Raw genomic sequence first — 582 nt, forward strand, 5'->3', positions numbered from 1 at the left:
GCTCCAGCCAGTCTTCCGCACACCGGATGATCCAGCGCGCCATGGTGGTCCGGCTGAATGTCACCCCCAGCTGTTTCCATGCTGCTTCCTGCCGGTACAGCGGCATGGCGTTCACATACTTCTGGTACATGATTTCTGCCACCACCGAAGCCGCAACCAGACTGTGATTCAGCAAAGGCTTTGGAACGGAAGCCCGCACAATGACACTGCGGCCTTTCTTGTGGCAGGCCGGGCATTTGTAACTCATCTGCCAGTACCGGACCAGCTTCAGTTTGGGCCGCTGGTATTCAAAGACTTCCCGTACCAACTCTTTCCCGATCCAAACCAGTTTTCCTTTGCACCTCGGACAGATTCGTTCTTCTTCGTCCAAGTCAAAGATCCGATTTTCCGTCTCATTGCTGCTTGTTAGTTTCCAGCGGCCCGCTTCGCTTATCTTGTGGACGCCCCTCTGGTCCTTTTTGAACGGTTCCGGGGCGTCTTCTTTGTATTCCAACTCGGCTTCCGGGAATACGCCCAGAGGTTCTTCTTCCGCCTGCACTGGCGTCGCCTCGCTGGAACTGCCAAACCGCTTCTTCTGCAGCA

1 protein-coding gene is annotated in these 582 nt (G+C 55.5%); it reads right to left on the reverse strand.

What is annotated here, in order from left to right; translation table 11 throughout:
- Positions 1 to 582, reverse strand: a 582-nt coding sequence (locus B5F27_RS16735) for a transposase (RefSeq protein WP_144066588.1), incomplete at both ends; no start/stop codon positions are given.

It is taken from the genome of Faecalibacterium sp. An192, assembly GCF_002160175.1.
In the GTDB taxonomy this organism is placed as follows: Bacteria; Bacillota; Clostridia; order Oscillospirales; family Ruminococcaceae; genus Faecalibacterium.